Here is a 22886-nt window from a genome sequence, read left to right as displayed (position 1 = left end):
TTAAATGAATATAAGAAGATTCTTTTCTAAAGATTTATTTGTTGTTGCAATTTTTGTAGCAATATTAATGATTATTATAGTCCCTTTACCTAAGGGACTTTTAGATTTCTTTTTAACGATCTCTTTATCATTATCTTTATTGATTTTATTAATATCTTTATATATTCAAAAACCTTCTGATTTAACAACTTTTCCAACTTTAATTCTTATTTTAGCATTATTTAGGTTATCTTTGAATATTGCTACAACTAGGTCGATATTGAGTGAGGGGCATAATGGACCTGATGCAGTTAGTTCTATAATCTCAGCATTTGGTGAGTTCGTAGTTGGTGGAAATATGGTAATTGGTATTATAGTTTTTATTATTCTAGTACTTATTAACTTTATGGTTGTAACAAAAGGTGCCACAAGGGTTGCAGAAGTTACAGCAAGATTTACTCTTGATTCTATGCCTGGTAAACAAATGGCTATTGATGCAGATTTAAATGCAGGATTTATTGATGATGTTGAGGCTCAAGAGAGAAGAAAAGCATTAATTACTGAAGCGAGCTTTTATGGAGCAATGGATGGATCTGCGAAGTTTGTAAAAGGTGATGCCGTAGCTGGTATTATAATTACATTAGTAAATTTAATTGGTGGTCTATTAATTGGTTTATTTCAGCATGATATGAGTGTTGCTCAATCGGGAGAAATCTACACGATTTTAACAATTGGTGATGGATTAGTAGCACAAATTCCAGCGTTAATTCTATCAACTGCAACTGCAATTATTATTACTCGTTCAAATATGGATGAAGATAAATTTGCAAATCAATCTATTACTCAATTAATAAAAGATAGTAAGTCTTTACTACTTGTTGGTATAGGTATGGTGTTGTTTGGTTTTGTTCCAGGTTTCCCAACAGGTATATTAATCGTTATGGGATTAATGATGATGTTTACAGGATATGTAATCAGTATGATTGACAGTAATCAGGAAAACTCTATCACTAGATTTTTTAATCCTCCTGAGAAAAAACCAGAAATAAAAGAAGATATTGAAACTTTAAAAGATAGAAAAAAACAAGTTGTAGAAAACAATGAATCTAAAAATCTTGAAACAATTATGAAACTTGAGGTTTTAGAGTTAAAATTAGGTGTAAGACTTTTAAAACTTGTTCAAGGTAATTCTGAGTTACTAGATAAAATAAGAGCAATTAGAAAAACAATAGCTAGTGAGTTAGGGTTTGTTATCCCTCAAATTAGAATATCAGATGATGCAAACCTAGGTCCTAATGAGTATCAATTATATTTAAAAAGAATTCCTTTGGTAAAAGGAAAAGTTGAAGTTGATAAATTCTTAGCAATGGGTGGATTAGGAAATGAGAAATTAAAAGGCTTAAAAGTTAAAGAACCAGTATTTAATTTAGATGCAACTTGGATTGATGAATCAATGAAAGAAGAAGCTTTAATGAAAGGTTTTACTGTAGTTGATGCTCCAACTATTATTTCAACTCATATCTCAGAAATAATTAAAAAACATGCCGAAGATATTATTACTAGACAAGATATAGTTGATATTATAGAAAGATTGAAAAAAGATTTCCCTATTGTTATAGAAGAGGCTATGAAATTAACTTCATATGGATCTTTATTAAAAGTTTGTAAAGACTTATTACATGAAAAAATTCCTATTGTAGATATGCTTACAATTATAGAAGCCGTTGCTGATATAGCAGAATTTACAAAGGCTCCTGATGTACTTTTAGAACATGTAAGATCAAAGCTTTATAGGTTAATTACACAAAAATTTAAAGACACAGATGGAATATTACACATCGTTACTATTAAACCTGAGTTAGAACAGCAATTTATAGGTAAACTTCAAGATCAACATGGTGTTTCTCAATTGATGCTTTCAATTGCAGAAATAAATAATTTAGTAACAAGTACTAAAAAACTTTTAGATGAAGTTGAATCAAAGGGACTAAATAAAGTTGCAATGGTAGTAGATCCAAGTCTAAGAAAACGAATCTCTGAGATTTATGAAAAATTTGGATTGCAAGTTGCTGTTTTATCTCATGCAGAATTAGATTCTAAAGCAAACTTCTCTATTGAAGGAACGTTAGAGTTTTAATTATGTTAAATAGAGTTTTCTTTTTACTATTTTTTGTAAACATTTTGTATGCAAATATTGATTTACAACTACCTTCAAAAGCTATATTAAATGAACCTTTTAAATTTAGTATAGAAATAAACGGAAATAATATAGAGTTTCCTAGTGATATTAATATAGATGGTAATTCACCTCAAAACTTAGGAACTTCAACTTCAACAACAGTTTTAAATGGAAAAATAGCAAAAAAAATAAAAAAAACATATATGTTTTTCCCTAAGAGTGACTTTACTTTTCCTTCTTTAAAATTTATTATTGATGGAAAAGAATACCACACTCAAAAAAAAGAATTTATATTAGAAAAACCTTCTAAAACTAAATCAGATTTATTTGATTTAGAAATAAAAACTTCTAAAAATGATTTATATATAGGTGAAAATTTTATTTTAACAATTCTTTTTAAGCGTAAAAAAGATTTACAAATTATAGATTTATCTTTTAATAAAACAGATTTTAAAGATTTTTGGTTTAAACAATTAGATGAAAATGAAACTTATGAAGTTGATAATTATATTGTTCAAGAACTTAAATTTTTAATGATTCCTTTAAAAGAAGGAGATTTAAAACTAGAGCCTTTAGGTATATCAGCTCAAATATTAGATGTCAATAGTAGATTCTCTTTTTCGAATATTGCAAAAGAAATCAAAGTTTATTCAAATGAATTATCACTAAATGTTAGAAAACTACCTGATAATATAAAATTAATAGGTGATTTTAAAATTGAAACAACTATAGATAAGGATTTTTTAAAAAAAGGTGAAGCAGTTTCATATAAAGTTAAGATAACAGGAACTGGAAATATTTCTGATATTCCTGATTTAAAACTTGATATAAAAAATGCAACTATGTATGAAAATAAACCTAAAATAGAGACTAAGGTTTCAGATAATGATTTAGTTGGAAGTTATGAAAAAGTATTTTCTATAATTCCTAATGAATCTATTACAATTCCATCAATTAAATTAGGTTTTTTTAATAAGAATGAGAATAGATTATTAGAACTTTCATCTAAAGAGTATAAAATAAATGTAGAGAATAGTTCTAATAATTTAACTAATAAAAATGAGTTAGTAAAAAAAGAAGATATTTCAAATACAAAAACTACTGTTATTGTAGAGAAAAATAGTCTATTTGAAAATATAGTATATTTTATTTTGGGAATTGTATTTACATTAATTACAATTATTATATATTTCTATTTTATTAATCAAAAAAGAAAAAAAGAGGTGTATAATACACCACTAATAAAAAAAGTAAAAAAAGCAAAAAGTAAAAAAGAGCTTTTAAAAGTATTAGCGATATATATTAATATTGATAAGAACTTAGATGAATTACTTTTCAAATTAGAAATAACAAATAATGTTAAAGTTATAAAAAAAGAGATAATTAAAGAGATAATTAAATTAAAATTATAAGGATAAAAAATGATAAAAAAAAGTTTTTGGATATCTTTATTTATAGGATGTTTAGCATATTCTAGTGAATATTATTCTAAACTAATGCCCTATGAAAATTATAGTATAAAATCAGCAGTATCAGGAAAAGTTATTTATGCAAATACGCAGATAGAAGGTTTTAGTGCTAAAAATTCAACTATTATAAAAATAGATTCTAAATTAAATGAAATTGAGTTAGAACAAAATAGAAAAAAACTTGCAAGTTTAAATGAAATGATAAAAATTGAGAATTTAAATTATGAAAGATTAAATAAAGTATCTTCTAAATCAAAGTTTGAAAAGGATTCTCAAAAGTTAAAAGCGATTAATTATGAAACTCAAAGAGCAGATTTAATTATTAGAATTGAAACTTTGAAAGATACAATTAAAAATAAAAAATTAGTTGAAAAATCAAACTATATTTTTAATATAGCTGTAAAAGAAGGAGATTATGTAAACCCTGGAACTTTACTATATGAAGCGAAAGATTTAACTAAAGGAAAATTGGAAATATTTGTTCCAATTGAAGATATAGAATCAATAAAAAATAAAAAAATATATATTGATGGAAAAGAGAGTAATGTTGAAATTAGTAAAATTTATGATGTAGCAGACTCAACTCATATCTCTTCATATAAAGTTGAATTAATTTTAAAAAATGTAGAGAAATTTTCAAGGTTAGTAAAAATTGAGTTCAAATAATAATGTAGCATGTCCAATGGATTGCTATGATACATGTCAAGCAGAATATTCAGATGGTTTAGTAAAAGGTTCAAAAAACAATAGAGTTACAAATGGAAAACTATGTGTTAATTTTGCATCTCTTTTAAAGCAAGAGTATTTACAGACAGCAAAGTATAATAGTGAAGATATTTCTTTAGAACAAGGTTTAGAAATATTAGTTGATAAACTAAAAAATACAGAAGCTTCAAGAACACTATTTTATAAAGGAAGTGGAAATTTAGGTGTAATGCAAAGTGCTTCTAAAAATTTCTTTTCTCAATATGGAAGTGTTTTAACAAAGGGAAGTTTATGTGATGGTGGAGGAAGTGCTGGTATTGAAGCAGGACGAGGAAGTGTACAAAATCCACCAATCCAAGATTTAATTGATAGTGATGTGATTATTGTTTGGGGTAGAAACTTTTCAGTTACTTCACCTCATATATATAATTTAGTAAAAGATAAAACTTTTATTACAATTGATCCTATAAAAACAGATATAGCTAAGAAATCAGAACTACACTTACAATTAAATCCAAAAACTGATCATGAATTAGCTTTGATGCTTACTAGAGTAACATATATGAATAGGCTTGATGATGAAGAGTATTTAGAAGAGAATACTGAAGGTAATGATTGGTTCTTTGATATTTGTAAAAATAGACCCTTAGTTTCATACGAAGTTACAACTGGAGTTGAGTTAAATGATGTATATAAACTATTTGATATTATTGAAGATAAAACAGTATCTATAGTTTTAGGTTTAGGAGTTCAGAAATACTTTGAAGGTGCTCAAATAACTAGATGTATTGATTCTTTTGCAACATTTGTAGGAATTCATAAACAAGATTGTGGAGGAGTTTGGTATTTAAGTGACTCAAATTATGCTTATGAAAAACAGTTTGAATATAAAGGAAAAAACAAAAAAGTTGCTATTCCAACTGTTGATTTTTCACATTATGATTTAGTATTTATCCAAGGAGCTAATCCAGTAGTAAGTGCTCCTAATACAAAATTTGTGAAAGAGGGACTTGAAAAAACTTTTGTAGTATATTTTGGGACTACTTTTAATGATACTTGTGAATATGCAGATTTAATAATTCCATCAACTGAATTTTTATCAAAAGATGATGTTCGTCTTTCATATGGACATGAGTATATTGCTATTTCAAATAAAGTTAAAGAAGCTTCTTATAATAGTATTAGTGAATATGATTTAGCAAATTATTTAATAAAAGAGTTTAATTTTGAATCTTTAAAAGATAAAGATGAGATATTAAATTACTATATAGAAAATAAAGTAGAGTATGAAAAGTTTGAAACATTTGAGTTTATAGAAGATGTTGAAATAGAGCCTCTTTATAAAAATAAAACTCAAGAGAATTTTTATTTAATAACTGCAAAAAATAAATTATCATTAAATTCTCAATTTGAAATTGATAATAATGTATATTTAAATAGTGCTACAAATTTTAAAGATGATGATAAAGTTAAAATTAGTTCACCTTATGGAAGTGCTATTTTTAATGTAAAAATTAATGATGATATAAAAGATAACTGTGCGTTCTTTTTTGCCGGAAATAGATTTGTAAACTATTTGACTCCAAATAAAGATGATGAAGATACTTTCTCTGCTATGTATCAAGAGGTTTTAATAGAAATTGAATTATGTTGAATTATTTAAAACACATAAGGTTGTAAGAGATTTATCTTTTGTTCAACTAATTGCATATTTTGGAGCTTGGTTTTCAAATGTTGCTATATATACTCTTTTAGTACAAATTGGCTCAACTGAATTAGCTATTTCAGTAGTTACAGCTATGCACTTTTTGCCAGCTGTTTTAATAGCACCACTTTCAGGTGCTATTATAGACAGATTTAAAATAAAACCATTAATGTTAACTCTTATTGCTACAGAGTTTATTATGACTCTGTTATTTTTAACAATTGATTCAAAAGATGAAATATTGCTTTTAATGATTTTTATTTTTATAAGAATGAGTGCAGCTTCAATGTTTTTTTCAACGGAGATGTCTTTACTTGCAAAACTTTTAAAGGGTCCCGCTTTACAAAAAGCAAATGAATTACACTCAATAATTTGGTCTTTTAGTTACGCTGCAGGAATGGCTATTAGTGGAATTGTAGTAAATATAGTTGGTGTAAAAACAGCATTTATAATAGATTCTTTATTTTTTGTATGTGCATTTATATTATTTTATTCAATTAATTTTGATGTAAAAGTTTCAAATCATAGTGAAAAAATATTAAGTTTAATAAAAGGTGGTTTTTACTATTTAAAAAACAATAAAATCATTTTACATTTAATCTTATTACATTCTAGTGTTGGATTAACGACTTTTGATGCTTTGATTACAATTTTAGCAAAAAATGAGTATGCTTTAATTATCGCTGTTCCTCTTTCAATTGGTATTTCAAATGCAATTAGAGCAGTTGCATTGATGATAGGTCCTTTAATTTTAAGTAAATATGTAAATAAACATAATTTACATTACCTATTATTTTTTCAAGGTGTAACAATTATTTTTTGGTCACTAGTTCAAGAGAGTTTTTATATTTCACTAGTAGCTTTATTTTTCGTTGGTTTATCAACTACAACATTATGGTCATTAACTTATGCTTTAATTCAAGAAAAAACAGATGAAAAATATTTAGGTAGAGTAATATCATACAATGATATGATTTTCATGCTTGTATGTACTTTGATAACTCTATTTATAGGTTTAATGACAACTTTAGCAACACTAGATATAATTACTGCAATATTGGGCTTAGGCTTTATTATATTTGCTTATTATTATAGTAGGATTTTAAAATGGATATGAATGAAAAAGTTTTTTTACTTGCAGTTTTAAAAAAACACAGTGATGAAACACTAAATGATATTGTTGTAAAGTTAGAAGGAAATGGCTTATTTTCATTAAAAGATGGTAAAAAAATATTGAAGAATTTAAAAAAAGAGCAATATTTAAATGATACATATCTAACTTTAAAGGGTGAAGTTACTGCAAAGAAAGTTGAGTTAGAGTTTAAAATTTAACTTTTAGAAACAAACTTTTAATTTTCCTAAAATATACTATTTAAAACTTTTTTCACTACACTTCTTTAGATATAATTTATTATAGTTAAAAGAAAAAAATAGGGAAAAAAATGATTTTAGATTATAAAAACATTGATGATTTAAATAGATATAAAATTATGTCAGGAACAGTTATTCCAAGACCGATTGCTTGGATTGTTACAGAAGAAAATGGAGTTTTAAATTGTGCTCCATTCTCATACTTTATTCCAATTTCATCAAATCCAGCTTTAGTGTTAGTAGCCATTGGTAAAAAAGATGATGGATCTCCAAAAGACTCACTAGCAAATATTTTAAAAACAAAAAAAGCTACTATTTGTTTTGCAAAAAAAGAAGATGCAGCATTAGTTCAAAAGTGTGCAACTCCATTAGCAAAAGATGAAAGCGAAGTTGAAAAATTTGAGATTGAAGTAAAAAGAGAATTAGAGGATTACCCTCCAATGATTGCAAATACACAAAGTGCACTATTTTGTGAATATTATGATACATATGAGATTCCTGGTGACACTACACCTGTAATATTAGAAGTAAAACAACAATTTATAGAAGATGATAAAATCAATGAGAGAAATCATGTATTTATAGATAATATTGGAAGATGTGGAGTTACTTTTAAAGCTTTAGTTGATTTATAACTTTTGAAAGTATAGAGTTTATAACTCTATACTTTAATTTTTTGTATTTTATTCTACAATTTGATGTAATTTAGAGCATTTAGTTAAGAATGTGTCCATACCACACATATCATTATAGATATCATCAAATGAATGAAAGTGTGCATCATAAACATATACAAAAATTTCATCACCTTTTTGTACAAAGTTTTTCTTTCCAAAATCTGCATAAGCAGTTGCACCTGCAGCTATTAAAATACCTTTTGCATCATCAGCTGCAACTTTTAAAAATTGAGTTAATTCTTCAAGGGGACCTTGATCAACTTGGGTATTAAGTTTATTAATCATCCAATCTTTTAATTGTCCAAAGAAGTAGCTATATGATTTAACAGCACTTGTTGTACCATAGTCATGTACAATACCATTTCTTTTAATAAATGATGCAATATGGTATTTACTTAATACTCCATTTTCCGTGAAATTATCAATCTCTATTATTTCTTGTGAGATACCTTTTGTATTAGGACCCCAATTTTTTTTAGTACTAAGTTTATTTCCATCTTGAATTCTGATTGAAAAATCATTAAAGGCACTAAAATATTTAGGAATAATATCTTTGACTTTACCATCTTCATAAACAAAGTCACAAATTAGTGCTACTTCAGCTTCAACTTGAAGGTTATCACCTTCTCTACCATGAGTAAGTATTTTCTCATCACATATTGGATACGTACCTAAGAAACTATCATGTCCTTTTATATAAAAAGGGAACATTCCTTTTGGAGCATCTTTTTCTTCTGTTTTAATTACAGCAAACTCATCTGCCTCACCAGCTTCTCCTAGATGGTTAGCAAAATTTCCTGCAACTGCAAATCCTAAGTAATCTTTTAAATCGTCAATTAACATATATTATTCCTATTTCTAATGTTGGAGGAAATATATCATTAATAACATCTTATCAAAGTCAAAATTGAAAAATAGTTTTTATGTATAAGGAAGATTTTAGAAAAGAGGGAAGATAAGTTACAAAAGGCAAAGAGCCTTTTGTAATGAAAGAAAACTATTAAATAGTTCTCCATTTAGCTGGTCCTGTAGTGTGAATTGAAACACCTTCAGTGTCAACAGCAACAGTAACTGGCATATCTTTTACTTCAAACTCGTAAATTGCTTCCATTCCCATCTCTTCAAATGCTAATACTTTTGCATCTTTAATTGATTGAGAAATTAAGTAAGCAGCTCCTCCTGTTGCAATTAAGTACATAGATTTGTACTCTTTAATTAAATCAATTGTTGGTTGCTTTCTTTCAGCTTTACCAATCATACCCATGATTCCAATTTCCATCATGTCTTTAGTAAATTTATCCATTCTAGTAGATGTAGTTGGTCCTGCAGGTCCTACTTTTTCGTCTCTTACGGGATCAACTGGTCCAACATAGTAAATAAATCTATCTTTTAAATCAACACCATTTGGAAGTGGTTTACCAGCATTTTTGTACTCAACTATTTTTTTATGAGCTGCATCTCTTGCTGTTAAGATTTTTCCTGATAATAGTAAAGTATCACCTGATTTAAATTGAGATAAGTTCTCTTTTGTTAAATCTTCAATGTTAACTCTTTTAATAGTATCCATTGGTAATTCAATATCTGGCCAAATATCTAAAGAAGGTTTTTCAAATTTAGCTGGACCATTTCCATCTAATTCAAAGTGAATGTGTCTAGTTGCTGCACAGTTAGGAATCATAGCAACAGGTAAAGATGCTGCGTGACATGGGTAATCTAAAATTTTAACATCAACAACAGTAGTTAATCCACCAAGTCCTTGAGCTCCAATTCCAATTTTATTGATATCTTCATAAAGTCTTAATCTAAGTTCTTCAAGTGCGTTTTGAGGACCTCTCTCTTTTAATTCATGAATATCAACGTGACCCATTAAAGCTTCTTTAGCTAATAGCATTGATTTTTCTGGATTACCACCAATACCAATACCCAAAATACCTGGAGGACACCATCCTGCTCCCATTTCTCTTACATTTGCCATAACCCAATCATAGATTGAATCAGATGGATTTAATACTGCAAATTTAGATTTATTCTCGCTTCCTCCACCTTTAGCAGCAACTGTAATATCTAATTTATCAGATTCAGAATCAACTGAGAAGTGAATAACTGCTGGAGTATTATCTTTAGTATTTTTTCTCTCACCTGCTGGGTCTGAAACGACTGAGAATCTTAAAGTATTATCAGGATCAGTATAACCTTTAGCAACACCTGCATTTAATACATCTTCTAATTGTTTAGAAATATCAAGCTTAGCTTTTAGTCCTAATTTTACGAAGATGTTAACACTTCCTGTATCTTGACATAAAGGTCTATGTCCCATTGCACACATTTTAGAGTTAATTAAAATTTGTCCAATTGCATTTTTAGCTGATTCAGATTGCTCTTTTTCATATGCTTCTACCATACTTTTTACAAAGTCTTCTGGATGATAAAAAGAAATATATTGACATGCTGATGCTATACTATCTACTATATCTTGTTCTGTAATTACGCTCATTTTTTCCCTTTTGCTTAGAAATTTAAATATTATACCAATGTAGCAATGAAAATCATCTTTTTTGATACTGTTTGGAATAATTATTTAAAAAAATGTTTAGTTTTGAAATATATATTTGAAGTTTTAAAAAATGTCAAAATTAAGGCAAGATGCCTTAATTTCTAAAATATTATGAGAAGAATCTTGTAGTTACTTCATCCATTAATTTTGCACCAGAGAAGTGTGCTCTTTGAACTAATTCCCAGAAATATCTGTAAGTAGCTCTATCATGTAACTCACCATCGTATTGGATTGGTCCCCACTCAGCATCTTGTGCTAATAATAAAATATTTTGAGCAGCTTCTAATTCAGTAAAATCTGGTTTCATAGCATCAACGATTGCTTGTACTTGTGTTGGGTAAATTGACCACATTCTCATGAATCCGAACTCATTTCTAGCTCTTTCAGCATCTTTATAAGTTTGGTATGGGTTTTTAAGATCTAATGTTACGTTGTGTGCTGGAATAACATGGTTTTGAATAGCTGCTTGAGCAACTCTTGCTTTAGCTGCACCAATTAATCTATGATCAAATTGACCAGGAGATCTCATGTTAATTGCTGGAATTGCACCTTGGTAACCAGAAACAAAGTCCATTAAACCAAAGTCTAATACTTGTAACCATGGTAAAGTTGCAGTTTTTTCTACATCTTGTAATGCACCATGAGTTTCAATTAAGATATGAATTGGAATTTCTCTTGAAATACCAGCTTCTTTAGCAACTTTTTGAATATATTCAATTTGAGTTTTTGCATCTTCATAACAAGTTGATTTTGGCAATGTAATGTATGCTAACTTTTCACCAGCACCTGGTACTAAGATATCAACATCTTGTCTCCAATCTGGGTGAGAGAAATCGTGGATTCTTGTTCCAGCCATACCATATGGATTAGCATCAGAGTTAACAACTCTAACAATCATTTCAGCATGTTCTACTTCTTTACCAGTTTCTGCACCATCTTCACAGTCACAAGTAATATCAAAAACAGGTCCAAGTTTCTTTTGCATTTCGAAACCTTTTAAGATTAGCTTCTCACTACCTGCAAAGTGCTCACAAGTTGGAATAATTGGTAAAGATTTACCAGATTCAAATAATGCTTGATTTGGGTGTGTCATATTTTTATCCTTTTAATTAAATTTAATTTATTTTTGTGTTTTTTTCTTTGGAATGATTACTGTGTAATCTAAATCAAGTACTACATTTTTTAAGTACTTACCATCTTCACCTTTTGGATTCTCAATTTCAGAAGATTTCTGATTTTTAACAGCAATCGTTCTTAATCTTAATAATCCAATATCATCTCTTTTATGATCAATCGTATCTAAAACCTCAGTATATGCATAGATTGTATCTCCTGCATAAGTTGGGTTCGCATGAGCACCAGAGTTAATTGCATACATCCATTGCGCGTTTTGTAAACCGTTAAATGAAATTGCTCTTGCAATTGAAATTACAATCCCACCATACATTAATCTCTCTCCCATTGGAGTAGATTTCATCATGTGGTCGTTGAAGTGTACCTTAGCATTGTTTTGGTATAACTTAGTTGCTAAAGTATGGTCACTATCATCAATAGTAATACCTTCTGGGTGGTTTAATCTCTCACCTTTTACATAATCTTCAAAGAAGAATTTTCCACCAGTTGCATCTGTATCAACACATTTAACTACTGGAATATTAATCTCTTCAGTTATAGGAGTAGATTCTGCAAAAGTAGGAACTTCGTTCATACCTGTAGAAGTCTCTTTATCTTTTTTATGAACCATAACCCATCTTTTGAAGTTTAATACTTCATCACCATTTTGGTTAACACCAATAGAGTGAACATATACAACCCCTGATTTACCATTAGAGTTCTCTTTTAATCCAATAACCGTTGAAGTCATAGATACAGTATTACCTGTATATACTGGATTAGGGAAAGAAATTTCTGCATAACCTAAGTTAGCAATGGCATTTAAAGAGATGTCTTGAACTGACTTACCAAAAGTTAAGTGAAAGTTTAAAACATCATCAATTGGTCTTTTATCATATCCCATCTCATTTGCAATAACATCTGAAGAGTGTAATGCAAATCTAGAACCTGTAAAAGCGATGTATAAAGATACATCACCTTCACTAATTGTTCTAGGAAGTGGGTGAATGATTTTTTGACCTATTGAAAAATCTTCAAAAAAGTTACCCATATTAATTTTTGACACCTTTGTCTCCTTATTTACCAAATAGGTTTTGACCTAATGATTTATATGTTTCATATAATGTAATCATTTTAGTCGCCCATTTAATTTTTGAACCATCAACAAGTTTATCATTGTACATGATAACTTCTTTACCTTCTTTTTTAGCTGCTTCCCAAGCTTTAATCATTCCTTCGAACATTTCAACTTCAGCTTGTTTTGGAGTAAAGATATCATTGATATATTCAATTTGAACTGGGTGGATTAGTGATTTACCATCGAATCCTAAGTTAAATGCATCTTTAGTTGAATCTTCACACGCAAACTCATCTTTAACATCAAAGTGAGGACCATCAATTACAGTTTTACCATATGCTTTAGAAGCAAGCGCAATTTGCGATAGGTAGTTAAACATTGCTTTTGAACCTTTTTTAATATCAATTTGAAGTCTGTTAGCTAATTTATTTGAACCAACTACAACAACTTCAACCTTAGCTGATGCTGCACAGATTTCTTGAATATTTAAAACTGATAATGGTGTTTCAATCATGATCATTAAAGACAATGCTGGGTTAATTTCATTTAATAATTTCTCTGCTTCTAAAACTTGCTCTGCAGTTTCAATTTTAGAGAATAGTAAAGCATCAACTTCAATCTCTTTAGCTAATTCTAAATCTTTTGCTAAATCTTCACTTCCTAAGTTATTGATTCTTAGAACTCTTTCAGACTCACCAAATTTTGCACCTTCTTCTTTGTATACTTCTTTTACTGTTGCTCTACCTTCTTCTCTTTTTTCTGGTAAAATAGCCTCTAAATCAAAGATAACAGAATCAGCTAATACTGATTTTGCTTTTAATACATTTGCTTTATTATATGCTGGTACAAATAACATAGATCTTCTTGCTTTGTACTCAATAATCTCTTCACCTGTTTCTTGTGCATGGTATTGTTCATGTAATTGTTTTACTAATTGCTTTCTTAAAACTTTACCATTTTTAGTTCTTGGATAATCTTTCATTCCAAAGATCTCTTTTGGTGCTTTATATTTTGCTAAATTAGCTTGAGAGAAGGCTAGAATTTCATCAAGTCTCTCTTGAGATAATTCTTCATGTCCAATAACAGCAATAGCAACAATTACTTTATCTTTTCCAAGTTCTAATCCAAATGCAACACAATCAGCTACATCATCGTGAGTTTTTACAACTCTTTCGATTTCATGAGGCGAAACTCTAAATCCAAATGTATTAATAATATCATCTTTTCTTCCGATAAACCAAATATATCCATCTTCATCTTTTTTAGCATAATCACCTGTAAAGAAGTATCCGTCGTGTCTAGCTTTTTGAGTTTCCTCTTCTAATTGCCAGTACTCTAAGAATAAACCTGGATCATCTTCACCGATACAAATCATACCTTCTGTTCCATCTTCAACTTCTTCTAAAGTATCAGGGTCAAGTAATTTTACAGTGTGTCCTGGTTGAACAAATCCTGCACTTCCAGGTCTAATTGGATTGTTTTTAGAATGTGAAATATAGTAAGAACACTCAGACATACCAATTGCTTCAAAGATATCTTGATCAAATCTATCTCTCCATAAACCTAACATTTCATCAGATAAATGCTCACCAGCAGACATACAATATCTCAATGATGGACAATCTTTAATAGTGAAATCAGTTTTTTGGATGATTTGTCTATAAATTGTTGGAACTCCAATGAAAATTGTACATTGGTGTTTTTTAATTAAATCAATCCAAGTTGATGCATCATTTGCACCTTCATAAGCAATAACTGTGTGTCCATTGTATAATGGATCCATAAGTGCTGAACCTAATACATATGTCCAGTTAAATTTTCCAGAGTGCATGATTCTATCATTCTCTTTAAAATCAAACCAGTACTCAGTTGCTGGAGTTCTACCAACAAGTGACCTATGTGAATGTAAAACACCCTTTGGATAACCAGTTGTTCCAGATGTATAAACTAAATATGCAGGCTCACCTGATTTAGATTTATAGTGATTTGGAGTAGTATCAGTATTTGCAAGAATTTCATTTAAAGCATAAACATTGATACCTTTTGGTTTTTTTAATCCATCAACATTATCACAAGCAGCAACAATAATTGTTTTTAAATTATCACAATTTTCTAAGTAAGGAACTAAGTTTTCATACATAGTTGCAGACATAACAATTGCACTTGCTTGAGAATCTTCTGCTAAGTACTTAACTTCAGAACCAGATAATAAAGTTGAAGTAGGTACAGCAATAATACCTGCTTTAATAGCTCCAAAGAAAGAAATAGGGTATGCTAGTGAGTTTTTTAAACAAACTAATACTCTATCTCTTGGCTCTAATCCAAGACCTGTAAGGAAATTACAAACTTGATCAGATTTTTGTGCTAAATCTTTATATGTAATCTCATCAGTACCTAATTTGTCATCTTCGATAACCATTGCAATATTGTCTTCATTTTTTGTTCCAACATGTGCAGATGTACAAGCGACACCAATATTTAAAAATTCAGGTACTTCAATAGTAATATTTTCACTCATAATAAAATCTCCTTACAAATTACAGTTGACCATATGGCCAGTTTTCTTTAAATGTATGTATTGGCATTTTGTTTAATACAGATAATGCAAATAATTCATCCTCTTTTGGTAATGCTCTTAAAGCATACGCTCTTAATAAGTTTTGTAAAGATTTACCAAACATTGGTGGATCTAACATCTCACCTTCATATCTAATAGCACCAGATAATAATGCATCTGCTTCTAATGCAGCTTTTAAGATAGCAACATCTTTTGCAATTTCATTTGGTGATGGAGTAAATGCAACTTTACATACATTAATATGGTTTGGAGTAATAACTTGTTTACCAGTTAATCCCATTGCATACTCTCTTTGTGCATGAGAATAAACAGCTCTTGAAGCTTCATCACCATGTAAATCTAACCATCTTCTAATATCTTTTTTCTCAACACAAGAATCTGGTAATGAGTGTGGTGTTAACATAACTTCAACTCCACCAATAACCCCAGTTCCTTTAACTCTTGCTTCCATTGTTAACATATTAAAGAAAGTCTCTAACTCATCAATCCAACCCTTTGGAGTGATTTTATATGCCATTGCTTTTGAAAAATCGTGAATACCAAATACAATATGTTTAACAGTTGAGTGATCCATTAATCTATCAGCAATTTGTAACGATTTTGGGTGCTCAACGATTGGTTGAATTGTTAAGTTTGAACCAATTGAAACTAACCATGAAGATAAATCTCTAATTTCTGCAGAACCGTAAACTTCCCCAGCTTTTGCTAAAACAATTACATCAATGTATTTGTGAATTTGTTTTAACATTTTTAAATCTTCTTCGTACTCTTCTGTTCTAAATGGGTTAATTCTAACAGCTATTTGGAAATTTCTTTCTGGAAACTTTGGTAACTCTTGGATTAATAACTCTCTAGACATAGCTTTTTGTCTACATCCATCTTCTAAGTCAAATAGAACTGTATGTGCTTTTGTTTTATAAGCATGCTTTTGTAATCTAAGCTTTGCTTGTTCCATACTTTCATACGAACCATCTAATGGGTTGAATTTAATCGGTGGGTAGTAGATTTGAATACCTGGCCAATAACCGCCAAGTACTGGAGTCAAATCATCATTTGCCGTTAATTTAGATAAATCTATTGCAGAAGTCATTTTATCTACCTTTCATTTTTTGAATTTGTGATATTTATTTTACATAAAATTTTCAACTTTAAGTTTAAACTTGAAAACTATTGTGAAAGTTATACAGCAATTAAAATGAATTGTTTTTATGTCAAAAAAAATAGCAAAATAATTTAAGGTTAAAATCCAAAAAGTACCTTTAGGTTCTATTTTAAGGGAAAGAAAACTTAAATGAAGTGTAAAAAATGTGTAAAAAGTAGTAAAAAACTAGTGATTTTTAAGGAAGAAAGATAGAAAAAAATTTACAAATTTTGAAATTTCTCTCTAATTTTTCTAATTTTTTATAAATCTTGCAAAAAATTCAAGCTTCCAAAATACTCTTTTAAAAATGGTTTTGATACTTCATCAAAACTATCAATATCTTCATATAAATTTATAAAAAATTCAAAATCAATATTCCTAGATTTTAAAGCTTCTATAGAAAGTAGTGTATCATTAATGCATCCTAATTTAGATGGAGTTACTAAAAAAGCTTTTGATTCAAACTCTTTTATTAAATCAATTATAAATAGATTTTTTTCTACAGGAACCATAAGTCCTCCAGCTCCTTCTATAACTAATACATCACACATAGTTTCTAAAAAGGCTTTTTTCTCTTTTAAAAATTCTATATCAATTTTTGTTTCACCTTTTGCAACATAAGGAGCTGCTGGAAGTTTAAATTGATATGGAACAATATCTGTAAGTGTTACATCAAAAGAGGGATTAAGCTCTTTTACTAAGTTTAACATTTTAGAACCATCTATTGGATTAGTAATAACTCCAGTTTCGCAAGGTTTAAAATATCCAACTCTTAATCCAAGTGAGTGAAAAAATCTTAAAAATTTTTCACAGGCATAAGTTTTACCTACATCAGTATTTGTTGCTGTTATAAAAAATGATTTGTTTAAATAGTAGCTTTTATCTTTTTTCATATAATCTCTTTTTTGCTATAATATAAATGTTTTTAAATTAAATAATATTTTATCATAATAAAGGTTTGATGTGAGTAACGAAATAGAGATAGAGTTAAATGATGATATAGAATTACAAGAGCCTAAAAAATATAATGTATTTTTATTAAATGATGATTATTCAACAATGGATTTTGTTATAGATGTATTAGTAAAGGTTTTTAGAAAAAGTTTAGATGAAGCAGCACAAATTATGATGAATATACATAATAATGGAAAAGAGTTATGTGGAGTTTATACTTATGAGATTGCTGCAACTAAAGTTGCTCAAGTTAAAACAATGGCTAGGGAAAAGGGTTTTCCTTTAAAAGCAATTATGGAAGAAGAGTAGAAAAATGATTAGTAAAGAATTAAGAAATATTTTTGCACAAGCTGTTAGTTATGCAAAAAGTAGTCGGCATGAATATTTAACTTTAGAACATATTTTTTTAATGCTACTACATGACCAAACAATAGAAAATCTGTTTGTTGATTTAGGTGTGGATACTAATAAACTTTTTGATGAAATTAAAAAGTATATTGATGAAAATACTCCTGTTTTACCTGAAAATATTGAAGATGAACCAGTTGAAACTATTTCTTTAACTTCAACAATTGAATATATGGTAGCTCATACTCAAACAAGTGGTAGAGCAAATGCAAATGTTGAAGATATGTTTGTAGCAATATTAAAAGATGAAAAATCTTATGCAGCATATATGTTAAATAAGCTTGGAATTCAAAGAGTAGATATACTTGAAGAGATTTCACATAAAGATAATGATGTTCAAGATGGAATGGGAATAGAAAATCAAAATGATGATTCAAATAAAGTTTTAGAAAAGAACTCAACTGAGTTAGTATCACTTGCTAAAAAAGGTGATATTGATCCTGTAATTGGAAGAGAGACTGAAATTAGTAGAGTTATTGAAATTCTTTCACGAAGAAAGAAAAACAATCCTATATTAGTAGGTGAACCAGGTGTTGGTAAAACAGCTATTGCTGAAGGTTTAGCTTTAGAAATTGCTGAAGAGAAAGTTCCAGAGTTTTTACTTGATGCAAAAGTATTTTCACTTGATATGGGTTCAATGGTTGCAGGGACTAAATATAGAGGTGATTTTGAGAAAAAATTAAAAACTCTTTTAAAAGAGGTTTCTAAAATTCCTAACTCTATTTTATTTATTGATGAGATTCACACAATCGTAGGTGCTGGAAGTGTTGGGGGAAGTGCTATGGATGCTTCAAATATTTTAAAACCAATGCTTGCAAATGGAAAGCTTAGATGTATAGGAGCAACTACTTTTGCTGAGTTTAGGAATGACTTTTCAAAAGATAAAGCACTTTCAAGAAGATTTGCTAAAGTTGATGTAAATGAACCATCAATTGAAGATAGTATAACTATATTAGAAGGGTTAAAATCTAAATATGAAGAGTATCATGGTGTAAAATATTCTAAAAAAGCTATTGAAACAGCGGTTGAATTAAGTAAAAAATATATCACTGATAGATTTTTACCTGATTGTGCAATAGATGTAATTGATGAGGTTGGAGCTGCTAAGAAGATATTATTAGCAACTGAACTTAAAACTAAATCAACTACTAATATAACTGTTACTCAAAAAGATATTGAAAACACAGTTGCAAAAATGGCTCATATTCCAAGTAAAAGTGCAACTAAATCTGATATTACACTTCTTAAAACTTTAGAAAAAAGTATGCAAAGAAGAGTATTTGGTCAAGATGAAGCAATAACAACTATTGTTAAATCAATAAAAAGAAATAAAGCTGGACTTGGACTTGATAAAAAACCAATTGGGAGCTTTCTTTTTACAGGACCTACTGGTGTTGGTAAAACTGAAGTTGCAAAAGAGTTATCAAGTCAACTAGGAATTCATTTTGAAAGATTTGATATGAGTGAATATATGGAAGCTCACACAATCTCGAGACTTATTGGTGCACCTGCTGGGTATGTTGGATTTGAACAAGGTGGATTATTAACTGAATCAATTAGAAAACATCCTCATACAGTTTTATTATTAGATGAGATTGAAAAGGCACACCCTGATTTAATGTCTATTTTACTTCAAGTAATGGATAATGCAGAGTTAACTGATAATAGTGGGAATAAAGCAGATTTCCAAAATGTAATTTTAATTATGACTTCAAATTTAGGAGCTACTGAAGCAAATGTTATGGGATTTGCAAAAGATGACACTTTAAATGAGAATAAGGCAGTTAATAAATTCTTTGCTCCTGAGTTTAGAAATAGATTAGATGCAGTTGTTCCATTTGCTTCATTAAGTTTAGATATTGTGTCACAAGTTGCTGGTAAGTTTATTGAAGATTTAGAAGCTCAATTAGTTGATAAAAATATTCAAATTAAGATTTCAGCAAAAGCAAAAAATGCACTAGCAGAGCTTGGATATGATAAAGCGATGGGAGCAAGACCACTTAATAGAGTTATTTCTGATAAAATTAAAAATGTATTAACAGATGAGATTTTATTTGGAAAGCTTAAAAAAGGTGGTTTAGTTAAGATTGATTATAAAGAGGATTTTGTGTTTAGCTATGAAGCATAAGCACGATTTTTATACAATTTTTAGCAAGTATTAGCACTATTAAGTAATATAAAAGTAAAATGCAAAATTATTTTTCAATAGAAAGGATATTATCAATGAAAAAAATTATATTAAGTTCTGCAGTTGCAGTATTTTTATTAACTGGATGTGGAGAAGATAAAAATGCTACAACAGAAGTTAAAACTGAAGCAGTAAAAGAAGTAGCTGCTACACAAGAAACGAAAAACCAAGTTGCTGAAACAGCAAATAATGTAGTTGAAAAAACTGCAGAGGTAGTTAAAGAGACTGCTAATGAAGTTATTGAAAAAACTAAAGAAGCAGTAGAGAGTGGAAATGCAACAGTTGAAACTGTAGCACAAGATGCAAAAGAAGTAGTTGAGAAAAAAATTGATGAAGCTAAAGAAGCAACAGCTCAAGCTATTACAAATGTAGTTGAATCTACAACTCAAAAAGCTACAGAAGTAAAAGAAGCAGCAACGCAGCAAGTAGAAACTGCTAAAGAAGCTACTGAAACAGCAGTTGCAGCAGTAACTCAATCACAAGCTCCAAGTGCAAATGGTGAAGTATTATATAAAACGTGTGCTGCATGTCATGGTCAAAAAGGAGAGATGAAAGCATTAGGTAAATCTCAAGTTATTGCAGGATGGGATAAACAAAAAATTATTGATGCTTTAAATGGTTATAAAAATGGAACTTATGGTGGTGCTATGAAAGGTATCATGTTAGGTCAAGTAGCATCAAAATCTGATGCTGAAATTGATGCATTAGCAGATTTTATTTCAAAACTATAAAAATTATAAAAAGAGGTTTTCCTCTTTTTATAAATCTTCGATATAATCGAAATAAAATCATCAAGGTTTGTTTTGAATATATTTCCTTTAAATAAATATTCTCATATTTTTCCTGACCCAAAATTTGCCTGTGATGAGGGAATACTAGCTTATGGTGGGGATTTAGACCCAAATAGAATCATAACTGCATATAGAAATGGAATTTTCCCTTGGTACAATGAAAATGACCCTATTTTATGGTGGAGTCCAAATCCTAGATTAATTTTAGAATTGAATGAATTTAAAGTGTCTAAAACTTTACAAAAAAGCATTAATAAAAATATATTTGAAGTTAAATTTGATACAAACTTTACTCAAGTAATGATTGAATGCCAAAAAATAAAAAGAAATAAGCAAAATAAAACATGGATTAATAATGAAGTAATTAAAGCTTACACAAAAATTCATAAGATGGGATTTGCTCACTCTTTTGAAGCTTATTTGGATGGCGAATTAGTTGGTGGAGGTTATGGTATTGTTATTGGTGATATCTTTTGTGGTGAGTCAATGTTTTCTAAAGTAAATGATTCATCAAAAGTAGCTTTATATCATTTAGTTCAACGATTGAAAAAGAAAAATTTTAGATTAATTGATTGTCAAATACCTACTACACACTTGAAAAGTCTTGGAGCTAAGACAATAAATAGAGAGAATTTTTTAAATATTATACATTCAGCATCATATAGTTTGGTAACTTTCTAAACATTTAGTAATTACAAGGTGTATAAATTTGTTTAATTAAATAGAAATAAGAAATTGTTTATTATAATAATAAATAAATGATTCTAATAGTGGGAGTTTCGAATGTATAGACTTATGTATATGAGTACAGCAAATAAAGATTTCTCAACAAATGAATTAGAAAGTCTACTTAAGAATGCTAAAAAATCTAATGAAAATAAAAATATAACTGGTTTATTAGTAGTTAAGGGACGGACTTTTTTACAATGTTTAGAAGGTGAAAAATCAAATGTTCTTAATCTTTTTAATAAAATAAAAGATGATTCACGTCATAGAGATGTAATAGAATTACTTGAAGAAGAAACAAATGCAAGATATTTCCCTAATTGGTCTATGGGATTTAAAAATATAAAAAATTTAACTAATATAAAGAGTGAAATTTTGAGAGATTTTACACTTAATGATGAAAGAAGCTTTTCATCTAATGATGTTTCAGAAATTTTTTTAGAGTTTATTGAAAGCAATTAATTTCATAAATTAATATAGTTTATAATAATATATCCACTTGAAAAAAATATTAGGAAATATTATGATTAGAAAGATTGATACAAACTCTGAAGAGTTTCAAATAGAACTAGAACTTACAAAACAATTTACAGATAATGTACTAAAAGAACACTCACTTGTTTATAACCCAGATAGTGAAGTTAATGAATCTATCCAAATGGGTTTAACTAGAAATAAAATGATTTATGGAAAAAGATTTTGTCCATGTTTTATGGTTATTGGACAAACTCCAGCTGAGCAAGAATCAAATAGTGAAAATAGAATGTGTCCATGTGTTCCAGCACTTACAAATGAAATTCCTTCAAAAGGGAGTTGTCACTGTGGTATTTTTAATACTAAAGAAAATGCTGAAAAACTTTCACAACAGAATCATTTACATGATGCAGTTGCTGCACATGAAGGATTGACTAAAGAAGAGTGTGAGGAATTACTTTCTAAGCAAGAAGTAAATGCGGCTGAATTAGAATCTTTACTTGAAGCAAGAGAAGCAGGTATTATCAAATTTAATTTAGTAGATACTAGAGAATGGATGGAGTGGGTAAGTCAAAGAATTAAAGGAACTGATCATTTAATTCCAACTACATCATTTTATCAAGCATTAGAGAGAATAAATAATGAAAAAGAAACACCAGTAGTTGTTTATTGTTTAAGTGGAAGCAGAAGTGCATATTGTCAAAGAATTATGTTAGATTTAGGATTTAAATCTGTTTCAAATTTAGATTATGGAATCTCTTCTTACTCGGGTGTTTGTGAAAGTGGAGACTTATAA

At 28.8% G+C, this 22886-nt stretch carries 20 protein-coding genes; 13 read left to right on the top strand and 7 right to left on the bottom strand.

Going from position 1 to position 22886, the window contains the following annotated elements; translation table 11 throughout:
- Window positions 1–4 precede the first annotated feature (4 nt).
- The 7 genes from flhA (at window position 5) to APAC_RS10245 (ending at window position 8043) form a co-directional block, all read left to right on the top strand.
- The gene (gene flhA / locus APAC_RS10275) at window positions 5–2116 is read left to right on the top strand and encodes a flagellar biosynthesis protein FlhA (protein WP_130234013.1); all 2112 of its coding nucleotides are present in this window, start codon (window positions 5–7) and stop codon (window positions 2114–2116) included.
- A 2-nt stretch (window positions 2117–2118) separates the two neighbouring features.
- Window positions 2119–3570 (top strand): BatD family protein, encoded by a 1452-nt coding sequence (locus APAC_RS10270; RefSeq protein WP_130234012.1) that lies wholly within the window; start codon window positions 2119–2121, stop codon window positions 3568–3570.
- Between the two features lie 9 nt (window positions 3571–3579).
- On the top strand, window positions 3580–4293 hold the full coding sequence (locus APAC_RS10265; protein ID WP_130234011.1) for an efflux RND transporter periplasmic adaptor subunit: 714 nt from the start codon (window positions 3580–3582) through the stop codon (window positions 4291–4293).
- Entirely contained in the window at window positions 4280–5986 is a 1707-nt protein-coding gene (locus tag APAC_RS10260; RefSeq protein ID WP_130234010.1) for a molybdopterin-dependent oxidoreductase, read from the top strand. The genes APAC_RS10265 and APAC_RS10260 overlap by 14 nt, the downstream gene beginning before the upstream one ends.
- On the top strand, window positions 5973–7154 hold the full coding sequence (locus APAC_RS10255; RefSeq protein ID WP_130234009.1) for an MFS transporter: 1182 nt from the start codon (window positions 5973–5975) through the stop codon (window positions 7152–7154). The genes APAC_RS10260 and APAC_RS10255 overlap by 14 nt, the downstream gene beginning before the upstream one ends.
- Entirely contained in the window at window positions 7145–7369 is a 225-nt protein-coding gene (locus APAC_RS10250) for a hypothetical protein (RefSeq protein ID WP_130234008.1), read from the top strand. The genes APAC_RS10255 and APAC_RS10250 overlap by 10 nt, the downstream gene beginning before the upstream one ends.
- A gap of 110 nt (window positions 7370–7479) precedes the next feature.
- On the top strand, window positions 7480–8043 hold the full coding sequence (locus APAC_RS10245; protein WP_130234007.1) for a flavin reductase family protein: 564 nt from the start codon (window positions 7480–7482) through the stop codon (window positions 8041–8043).
- 48 nt (window positions 8044–8091) lie between these two features.
- Here APAC_RS10245 and APAC_RS10240 read toward each other — a convergent pair whose 3' ends face one another.
- The 7 genes from APAC_RS10240 to bioD all read right to left on the bottom strand — a co-directional run bounded on the left by APAC_RS10240 (window position 8092) and on the right by bioD (window position 17442).
- Entirely contained in the window at window positions 8092–8928 is an 837-nt protein-coding gene (locus tag APAC_RS10240) for a DUF5718 family protein (protein ID WP_130234006.1), read from the bottom strand.
- Window positions 8929–9085: 157 nt separating this feature from the next.
- Complete coding sequence (locus APAC_RS10235; RefSeq protein WP_130234005.1) at window positions 9086–10579, bottom strand: fumarate hydratase; 1494 nt, start codon at window positions 10577–10579, stop codon at window positions 9086–9088.
- Window positions 10580–10748: 169 nt separating this feature from the next.
- Window positions 10749–11732 carry an HpcH/HpaI aldolase/citrate lyase family protein gene (locus tag APAC_RS10230; RefSeq protein WP_130234004.1) on the bottom strand — a complete coding sequence of 328 codons (984 nt, stop codon included), beginning with the start codon at window positions 11730–11732 and terminating at the stop codon, window positions 10749–10751.
- A 27-nt stretch (window positions 11733–11759) separates the two neighbouring features.
- Window positions 11760–12818: a MaoC family dehydratase gene (locus APAC_RS10225; RefSeq protein ID WP_130234003.1), complete on the bottom strand. Its 1059-nt coding sequence runs from the start codon at window positions 12816–12818 to the stop codon at window positions 11760–11762.
- 10 nt (window positions 12819–12828) lie between these two features.
- Complete coding sequence (locus APAC_RS10220; RefSeq protein WP_130234002.1) at window positions 12829–15348, bottom strand: aldolase/citrate lyase family protein; 2520 nt, start codon at window positions 15346–15348, stop codon at window positions 12829–12831.
- A 19-nt stretch (window positions 15349–15367) separates the two neighbouring features.
- Window positions 15368–16498, bottom strand: a complete 1131-nt coding sequence (locus tag APAC_RS10215) for an HpcH/HpaI aldolase/citrate lyase family protein (RefSeq protein ID WP_130234001.1) — start codon at window positions 16496–16498, stop codon at window positions 15368–15370.
- A 311-nt stretch (window positions 16499–16809) separates the two neighbouring features.
- On the bottom strand, window positions 16810–17442 hold the full coding sequence (gene bioD / locus APAC_RS10210) for a dethiobiotin synthase (protein WP_130234000.1): 633 nt from the start codon (window positions 17440–17442) through the stop codon (window positions 16810–16812).
- Window positions 17443–17512: 70 nt separating this feature from the next.
- On the opposite strand from bioD, the gene APAC_RS10205 reads away from it, so the two are divergent.
- The 6 genes from APAC_RS10205 (at window position 17513) to APAC_RS10180 (ending at window position 22886) form a co-directional block, all read left to right on the top strand.
- Window positions 17513–17812: an ATP-dependent Clp protease adaptor ClpS gene (locus APAC_RS10205; protein ID WP_130233999.1), complete on the top strand. Its 300-nt coding sequence runs from the start codon at window positions 17513–17515 to the stop codon at window positions 17810–17812.
- Window positions 17813–17816: 4 nt separating this feature from the next.
- Entirely contained in the window at window positions 17817–20039 is a 2223-nt protein-coding gene (gene clpA, locus APAC_RS10200; RefSeq protein WP_130233998.1) for an ATP-dependent Clp protease ATP-binding subunit ClpA, read from the top strand.
- A gap of 95 nt (window positions 20040–20134) precedes the next feature.
- Entirely contained in the window at window positions 20135–20830 is a 696-nt protein-coding gene (locus APAC_RS13490) for a c-type cytochrome (protein WP_130233997.1), read from the top strand.
- A gap of 72 nt (window positions 20831–20902) precedes the next feature.
- On the top strand, window positions 20903–21571 hold the full coding sequence (aat, locus tag APAC_RS10190) for a leucyl/phenylalanyl-tRNA--protein transferase (protein WP_130233996.1): 669 nt from the start codon (window positions 20903–20905) through the stop codon (window positions 21569–21571).
- Between the two features lie 102 nt (window positions 21572–21673).
- Window positions 21674–22078 (top strand): BLUF domain-containing protein, encoded by a 405-nt coding sequence (locus tag APAC_RS10185; protein ID WP_130233995.1) that lies wholly within the window; start codon window positions 21674–21676, stop codon window positions 22076–22078.
- A 61-nt stretch (window positions 22079–22139) separates the two neighbouring features.
- Window positions 22140–22886: a ferredoxin-thioredoxin reductase catalytic domain-containing protein gene (locus APAC_RS10180; RefSeq protein ID WP_130233994.1), complete on the top strand. Its 747-nt coding sequence runs from the start codon at window positions 22140–22142 to the stop codon at window positions 22884–22886.

Source organism: Malaciobacter pacificus, from assembly GCF_004214795.1.
In the GTDB taxonomy this organism is placed as follows: Bacteria; Campylobacterota; Campylobacteria; order Campylobacterales; family Arcobacteraceae; genus Malaciobacter_A; species Malaciobacter_A pacificus.
This window is presented reverse-complemented; position numbering and strand designations above follow the sequence as displayed.

What these genes read in the sequence shown, in the direction of transcription:
- flhA (WP_130234013.1), top strand. Translation starts at nt 5, where the DNA reads ATGAATATAAGAAGATTCTTTTCTAAAGATTTATTTGTTGTTGCAATT.
- APAC_RS10270 (WP_130234012.1), top strand. Translation starts at nt 2,119, where the DNA reads ATGTTAAATAGAGTTTTCTTTTTACTATTTTTTGTAAACATTTTGTAT.
- APAC_RS10250 (WP_130234008.1), top strand. Translation starts at nt 7,145, where the DNA reads ATGGATATGAATGAAAAAGTTTTTTTACTTGCAGTTTTAAAAAAACAC.
- APAC_RS10245 (WP_130234007.1), top strand. Translation starts at nt 7,480, where the DNA reads ATGATTTTAGATTATAAAAACATTGATGATTTAAATAGATATAAAATT.
- APAC_RS10240 (WP_130234006.1), bottom strand. Translation starts at nt 8,928, where the DNA reads ATGTTAATTGACGATTTAAAAGATTACTTAGGATTTGCAGTTGCAGGA.
- APAC_RS10220 (WP_130234002.1), bottom strand. Translation starts at nt 15,348, where the DNA reads ATGAGTGAAAATATTACTATTGAAGTACCTGAATTTTTAAATATTGGT.
- bioD (WP_130234000.1), bottom strand. Translation starts at nt 17,442, where the DNA reads ATGAAAAAAGATAAAAGCTACTATTTAAACAAATCATTTTTTATAACA.
- APAC_RS10215 (WP_130234001.1), bottom strand. Translation starts at nt 16,498, where the DNA reads ATGACTTCTGCAATAGATTTATCTAAATTAACGGCAAATGATGATTTG.
- APAC_RS10265 (WP_130234011.1), top strand. Translation starts at nt 3,580, where the DNA reads ATGATAAAAAAAAGTTTTTGGATATCTTTATTTATAGGATGTTTAGCA.
- APAC_RS10235 (WP_130234005.1), bottom strand. Translation starts at nt 10,579, where the DNA reads ATGAGCGTAATTACAGAACAAGATATAGTAGATAGTATAGCATCAGCA.
- APAC_RS13490 (WP_130233997.1), top strand. Translation starts at nt 20,135, where the DNA reads ATGAAAAAAATTATATTAAGTTCTGCAGTTGCAGTATTTTTATTAACT.
- APAC_RS10230 (WP_130234004.1), bottom strand. Translation starts at nt 11,732, where the DNA reads ATGACACACCCAAATCAAGCATTATTTGAATCTGGTAAATCTTTACCA.
- clpA (WP_130233998.1), top strand. Translation starts at nt 17,817, where the DNA reads ATGATTAGTAAAGAATTAAGAAATATTTTTGCACAAGCTGTTAGTTAT.
- APAC_RS10185 (WP_130233995.1), top strand. Translation starts at nt 21,674, where the DNA reads ATGTATAGACTTATGTATATGAGTACAGCAAATAAAGATTTCTCAACA.
- APAC_RS10180 (WP_130233994.1), top strand. Translation starts at nt 22,140, where the DNA reads ATGATTAGAAAGATTGATACAAACTCTGAAGAGTTTCAAATAGAACTA.